This is a genomic window from Mesorhizobium sp. WSM4884, from assembly GCF_029625675.1.
In the GTDB taxonomy this organism is placed as follows: domain Bacteria; phylum Pseudomonadota; class Alphaproteobacteria; order Rhizobiales; family Rhizobiaceae; genus Mesorhizobium.
In genome coordinates, this window is the sequence record NZ_JARTVO010000047.1 from 1 (window position 1) to 1,499 (window position 1,499).

Genomic DNA, 1,499 nt, shown 5'->3' on the forward strand with positions numbered 1-1,499 from the left:
GGCATGAGACTTCCTGTGTCAACCTGTTGTGAGCAAGGCGTTTGCGGCGGGGTGTTTTTGGGGATCGTAAGGGGTGCCGTCTTGCCAGGCGCGCCAGATGATCCTGAGCCAAGCCCTGGCGAGGATGCGCACGGCATGAGGATGCCTGCAGCCTCGCTTTCTGGCGTCCTGATAGACCTTCGCGGCCCAGGGGCTGGCATGCCTGGAGTTGTCGGCGAAGCAGGTGAGCGCGGCGCGCAGTCGCTTGTTGCAGGCCCATCGCCATGTGACGGCTCGGGATTTGCCGCTCTGATAGGTGACTGGGGCGACGCCGGCCTCGGCGGCCAGATGTTCCTGGCTCTGGAAGCGGTCGCGCACGTCGCCCAGCTCGGCGGTAATCTGTGCGGCGCAGATCTTCCCAGCGCGCGGGAAGGACATGACGATCTTTCCTTCGGGCAGCTCGGCGACGGCATGCTCGATGCGGCTGGAGAGCCTGGCGATCTGGGAGACGATGCTTTCGAGGGTAGTGGCGATTGCGCGCGCGAGTTCGCCCTTGGCATCGGCTTCGGCTTCGGCGGCCATTGTGGTGGGAGCGGCCCGCAGCCGGCCGAGCACATCGGCGACGCTGCGCCGGCCACAATACTGGTTCTGGGCAAGGAAGGCGGCCATGCGCTTCTCACCCAAGCGGCTGGCACTTTCGGGCGTGGGATAGCGCTGGAGGAAGGCCAGTGCGATCGGGCTTGCGATGTCGGCGAACACGCCGGCGGCGCCAGGCCAGAAGCTTTCGAGCAGGGCGCGCAACTGGTTGGCGAGCACGAGTCTTGTGGCAACGAGATCGTCGCGCCCTCGCACCAGCGCGCGCAGCGCCTTGATGGCATCGGATTGGGGCCTGAGCGGGGTCAGCCGGTGCCCGTCGGTGCGCAGGATGTCGGCAAGAATGTAGGCATCGCCAGGATCGTTCTTGGCGGCAACGGCGCGATAGCGCGGCCGGCACGCCTTGACGACATTGGGATGGACCGGCGTGACGACGAAGCCGGCCTCGACCAAGGCGTCGACGAGCAACCCGCTGGGCCGCTCGATGGCGATCGGCGTCTCGCCAGGCAAGCCATGCCGTCGCAGACGCGCGACGAGATCGGCAAGCCCATCGCGATCATGGGCCACGACAAAGTGGTCGAGGACCTTGCCGGCGGCGTCGACGACGCAGACGGCATGACTGGACCCGCCCCAGTCGAGCCCGACGAAAATGGTCATGGATGCACCTCACTGAACTGGAGTATGGTGCCCGGTGCCGGGAGCCCTCACGGGTTGCTCATCAATCGGCGCTCTGGACGCATCTTGGCCGACATGTCCGTGGCGCATCTTCCTGTAGCCCGTCTGCGGCTTCCGGCCACCGCAACGCCGCTAGTCTCATGCGGGCCCTCATCGGGCAAGCGACGCAGGCAGTCGTCACGGTGGCGCGGGACCAACGCCCAATCAGCTCTTAAACTGATTCAACGCAATCGTGAGGTTGCCTGATGAGC

The 1,499-nt window shown here is 66.0% G+C and carries 1 protein-coding gene; it reads right to left on the reverse strand.

The features are described from left to right. Positions 1-18 precede the first annotated feature (18 nt). Complete coding sequence (locus P9236_RS30590) at positions 19-1,230, reverse strand: IS110 family transposase (protein ID WP_278078200.1); 1,212 nt, start codon at positions 1,228-1,230, stop codon at positions 19-21. Between the last annotated feature and the right edge of the window lie 269 nt (positions 1,231-1,499).

Coding starts and splice junctions, on each gene's coding strand:
- P9236_RS30590 (WP_278078200.1), bottom strand. CDS start 1,230: ATGACCATTTTCGTCGGGCTCGACTGGGGCGGGTCCAGTCATGCCGTC.